2 protein-coding genes are annotated in these 5674 nt (G+C 60.0%); both read left to right on the forward strand.

Annotated features, from left to right (window positions below; genetic code table 11):
* Positions 1–24: 24 nt before the first annotated feature.
* Complete coding sequence (locus EM858_RS26865) at positions 25–5349, forward strand: type I polyketide synthase (protein WP_127758566.1); 5325 nt, start codon at positions 25–27, stop codon at positions 5347–5349.
* Positions 5350–5401: 52 nt separating this feature from the next.
* Positions 5402–5674, forward strand: a 273-nt coding sequence (locus EM858_RS26870) for a transposase (RefSeq protein WP_164865591.1), incomplete at its 3' end; no start/stop codon positions are given.

Consider the following 5674-nt stretch of genomic DNA (forward strand, 5'->3'; position numbering starts at 1 on the left):
GACCGGAGCAGAGACGAGGTGAAAATGAACGGCCCCATTCACAGAGCTACGCCCATCGCAATTATTGGCATGGCCTGCCGGTTCCCCGATGCTGATACGCCCAAGGCGTTCTGGGAAAACATTATTGCCGGACGCGAGAGCGTCCGTCAGTTGTCGGATGTTGAACTCGCCGGCGCGGGCGTCGAGCCCGAGGATTGGGAAGCAGACGATTATATCCGCCACGGCGCCCCGCTTATGGGCCTCAGCTACTTCGACGCTGACTTCTTCGGCATCATGCCTCGTGAGGCGGCTCTCCTCGATCCGCAGCACCGACTATTCCTGGAAAGCATTTGGCACGCCATCGAAGATGCTGGCTACGCCGTCAGTTCGAGCGAGATGACAACGGGCATCTATGCCGGCTCCGGCCCGAATAGCTATTTTGCTAGAATCGTAGCCGGCTCGCACGATTTCAGCAAGGAAGGCATGCTCGACACAATGTCCGGCTTCCAGGCCATGCTGGGAAACGATAAGGATTACCTAGCGACTCGGGCGGCCCATCGCCTCAACCTCATCGGCCCTGCCGTCAACGTCCAAACAGCTTGTTCGACCTCACTCGTAAGTCTACATCTGGCCTGCAGCGGTCTCCATAACGGCGAATGCGACTTGGCACTGGCGGGCGGTGTCACGGCAATTATCCCCGACGGTGCTGGGTATCGGCATCAAGAGGGCATGATCTTGTCAAGCGATGGGCACTGCCGTCCGTTCGATGCCGAGGCCAGCGGCACGGTGTTTTCGAGTGGCGTCGGCGTGCTTGCGCTTCGACGTCTCGATGACGCGCTTGCCGAGGGTGACACCATCCACGCTGTTATTCGCGGATCGGCTATCAACAATGACGGAAACGACAAGATCAGCTTTTCGGCGCCGAGCATCGAGGGCCAATCGAGCGTCGTCGCAAGAGCACTCATGAACAGCTCGCTCGCGCCGGAAACAATCTCCTACATGGAGATGCATGGAACGGGCACGAAACTGGGTGATCCGATCGAGATCGAAGCCCTCAGCGAAGTCTTTGCTGGTTTGCCGGCGGATGTCGCGCCAATCACCCTTGGTTCGGTGAAGGCCAATATCGGCCATACGATCGCCGCTTCAGGCGTCGCGGGTGTAATCAAGACGGTCATGGCACTGAAGTCGCGAACCTTGCCGCCGGCGGTCAATTTCAAGACGCCCAATCCGGAGATCAACTTCGATCGCCTTCCCTTTGTCGTGCCGGCGAGCGCTGTGCCCTGGACGTCCGAGGGTCCGCGGCGCGCGGGCATCAGTTCGTTCGGCGTGGGCGGAACGAATGCCCATGTCATTTTGGAAGAAGCACCGAGCGAGACGGGCGGTTCATCTCAGCCGAACGATGCGCCGCACCACCCGGACGTCCCTCGTACGCTGAACATTTCGGCACGCACGCCACAGGCCCTGCGCGCCATGGCGAAGAATTTTGCCTTGCGACTCGAGACCGCACAGCCCAGCGAGCGCGACGCCATCTGCTTCACTGCGAACACCGCCCGCCGCGCTTTTGAGTATCGTAGTTTCGCGACCGGTCGGACAACTAGGGAGTTGGCCGAGAGTCTTCGCGCAAGCGATTATGGCCGTGTTGACGTCTCCAAACACGTGGTTCCCGCCGCGCTGTTCACCGGACAGGGCGGCCAGGGCGAAGATATGGGGCGCGGACTCTACGAGAGCAATCCGATCTTCCGCGAAGCCTTCGACGCCTGTGACGCGGTAATCTCACGGCTTCGCAAACACGGGTTGGGCGAGATCCTTTACGGTGACGGGACGCTCGCCCATTTCGTTCACGATACTGAATATACCCAGCCCGCCCTGTTCGCGATCGAACTCGCACTCGCCCGAGTTTTCAAGGCTAAGGGCTTTGTCCCAAAGATCGTTATCGGCCACAGCATCGGAGAATACGTGGCGGCCTATCTTGCCGGCGTGTTCTCATTGGAGGACGGCCTGAAGCTGATTACCAAGCGCGGCGAATTGATGGGTAGGCTTCCGCGCAATGGCGGCATGGTCGCATTGACGGCTGATGCGAACACAGCCCATCAGATGATCCGGGACGCCGAAGTCGAGCTCGCCATCGCAGCCGAGAACGGACCAGCCAATACGGTGGTCGCGGGCGAGACGAACGCGCTTGAAACGCTGATCAAGGTCGCCAAGAAAGAAGGCGTCAGCACAACACAGTTGAAGGTCTCGCACGCCTTTCATTCGCATCTCATGGATCCGATTCTCGAAGAGTTTGAGGCGTTCGCGAGCACCCTCGATTTTTCCAAGCCAGACGGGCGACTGATCAGTGCGATGACGGGTAAGGTCGCTGGCGAAAACGTCGCTAATGCCCGCTACTGGACCGAACACGTTCGCCAGCCCGTTCTGTTCCATCGGGGCATGATAGCGGCGGAACAAATTGGGGCGAATCTCTTCCTCGAAATCGGACCGCACCCGGTCCTAACTCCGATTGCGCAGGCGGCCCTAGATGGCCTTGCCTCGCCGTCGCAATTCGTCTCGAGCCTGCATCGCAACCGCAATGACGAAGAGGTCCTCGCCGAGACGGCAGGCCGCCTTTTCCTCGGCGGCCTTACGATCGATACGCTCACCGATCTGCCGGATAATGAACGCAGGTTCGTCGATCTTCCCCTCTATCCCTTCGAGCGTCAGCATCACTGGATCGACCCGAAACCAAGTGACCGGCTGGCATGGCACTGCCGCCGCGAATGGCACGTGGAAAAGCAGTCGGCGCCGCAACCGCCGAAAGACCAGGCAGTCTGGTTTATCGTCGGCAATGCCCTGGGTCTCGCCGGGCGTTTAGCCCACGCGATCGAGGGGAAGAGCGAAGGAGCCAAACAGACAGCGGTCGTTCTCTCGAACATCGAAAAAGGTCTCATTGGCGGTGTGCTGGACGGGTATGTCGCCGGAATCATCGTAGCCCATGAGAGCCCGAAAGGCGCGTCAAGTGGACAGATCGGCGAGGCGGCGCACAGCCACGCCGCCACCCTGACGCATTTTGTCCAGGCGGTTCAGACAGCCACCAAGCATTGCAATCTGGCGAGGGCGAAAATTTGGGTCGTCGGCCAAGCCGGCCGGACCGTGCCCCAAAAAGATAAACCAATTCCAGACGCAGCTCGTCCCGCCTCACTGGTCAGCGCCTCCCTGCATGGATTGGCGATGGTGCTGGCGAGCGAACAACCCGATCTGTGGGGAGGGGACATCGATCTCAGCGCGGATCCGAGCGATGCGGAGATCGCGGCCGCGGTCGGCATTATCTTCGGTGGCTCTGGGTCGGAGACCGCCTACGCCGTGCGCGGCGAGGAGCGGTACGTGCTACGCCTCAGCGAATGCAGCGATGTCGGTACGGATTGCTCGGTCGATCCGCAGAAGACCTATCTCATCACGGGCGGGCTTGGCGCTCTCGGATCGCTAGTGGGCGAATGGCTGATCAATCGTGGTGCGCGCCGCCTCGCGCTTCTCAACAGGGACGTCGCGGACGGCGCCAAACGGAGACGGCTCGAAGCCCTGCGCCGTTCCGGCGCTGAGATCGAGGCGCACGCGGTTGACATCGCCGACCAGGCCGGAGTCGAAAGAATTCTAACCGATCTCTCGGAGGCGGGCCATCAACTTGGCGGGATTGTCCACACCGCTGGCATCGTTCAGGATGCCACCCTCGGATCTATTGAGGACGCGAGTGAGCTCGAACGCGCTCTCTTGGCCAAACTCCAGGGTACCCTAGTACTCGACAAAGCAAGCCGTCGATTCTCACCTGACTTCTTCGTGTGCTTCTCCTCGGTTAGCGCGCTTCTCGGTATGAAGGGTCAAGCGGCCTACGTGGCGGCCAATGCTGCGATGAACCGCATTGTTGAGGGCCGCAACGCCGAGGGTCTGCCAGGTGTCAGCATCGAATGGGGTCCCTGGGCGGAAGCCGGCATGGCATCCGGACTGGACGAATGCCTGCGCAAGCGTCTGACGGATCTCGGCCTGCTCGCGATCCGCAATCGGGAGGCGATCGAGCGGTTGGGGGGCCTGTTCGCCTCGACTGGCACCCTCACCGCAGCACCGATCCTGTGGGAACGTTTTGCCAAAAAGCAGTACGGGAAGCCGCCCGCTTGGCTCACGCCTCTGATGAATGTGCACAAGAATCCGCAGACGGCCAATAACGACGAGGCGACAGACCCACTTGCGAGGCTCTTTGGCTTGGTCGCGCCAAGCGAACGGGGTCGCGCGATCGAAAGCTTCTTGCGCGGAGAAGTCGCCGGTGTGCTGGGGATCGCCGATCCGGACAGCCTTCCGATGGACGCATCGCTCAACCAGATGGGCTTCGACTCCTTGGCTACAATTGAGTTTCGCAACGAACTCGCCAAGACCGGCATCAAGGTTTCGCTCCAGAAGCTCGTGATGGGTGCCTCAATCGCGGAGATGGCGGCCGATACTGAAACACAGGTGACCGCCGCTCTCCGGGGTGGAAAGGCGGTACTGACAGCGCCAGTCGTGGTCGACAGCGCTCAGGGCTACAACAAGAGCGCGGTGATCATTCCGCGCCCGAAGCCCGACGCCCCGATCCGCCTTATCTGCTTTCCGTACGCCGGCGGCGGCCCCCTCGTATTCCAGCGCTGGATCGACAAGATGCCTGATCATATCGAGCTTGGCATCGTGCAGATGCCAGGCCGCAGTGCGCGCCTGGCAGAAGGCTACTGGGCAAGGATGGAGGACGTGGTCGACGGCATCGTACCGGAGATGCTTCCTTACCTTAAGGAAAAACCGTTCGCGTTCTTCGGGTTTTGCTTAGGCGCCGTGCAGGCCTTTGAGGTTGCCCAGCGGGTGCGTCGCGATCACGGCCTGGAGCCGGAACACTTCTTCGTGGCCGGTGCTCGCTCGCCGCAGAGCTACAATGACGACCAGTTCGCCATCGATGTCCAGCAGTTCAATCACGAGACCGGCAGGGCCGAACACGAACTCAACGAGAGCGAGTTCGTTGAGATGCTAAAGGAGGTAAATTTCGCCAACAATAAGGCGCTGTTTGAAGATCCCGAGATGCGCGCGGTGATGCTTCCGATTATACAAGCCGATTATGCGATCAACAACGCCTATCGCTACGGTTCTCATCCTCCGCTCGACGCTCCCATCACTGCGGTCGGCGGCCGCATCGATCCCTATGTTACGGGCGACCAAATTTTCGGCTGGAAAGAGCATACCACGAAGGAGTTCAAGGCTCATTTTTGCGCCGGCGACCATTTCTTCATGGAACACCAATTAGAACTCCTTACGAGCATCGCGATCGAAGACCTCGAGTCCGTCGTCAAGCGGTTGATTGTAGATGATGTAATGGCCCCATAAATATCCGGACAGGATCTCCCACTTAACAAGTGTGCGAGGTAATGTGCCCATTATGACCAGTCACAGTCCTAAGATAGAAGTCCTGTCCGGCCCTGAGCGCCGCCGTCGCTGGTCGACGGCAGAGAAGCTTGCCATTATTCAGGAGACTTATGAGGCGGACGCCACGGTGAGCATTGTTGCTCGCCGCTATGGCATCCAGCCGAACCAGTTGTTCACCTCGCGTAATCTTGCCACCCAAGGGGCTCTGACGGCAACCGCTGCCGAGGAAGATGTCGTTCCGGCATCAGAATATCGTGCGCTTCAGAACCAGGTCAAAGAACTACAG

It is taken from the genome of Agrobacterium sp. CNPSo 2736 (genome assembly GCF_004005385.1).
GTDB classification, from domain to species: Bacteria; Pseudomonadota; Alphaproteobacteria; order Rhizobiales; family Rhizobiaceae; genus Agrobacterium; species Agrobacterium leguminum.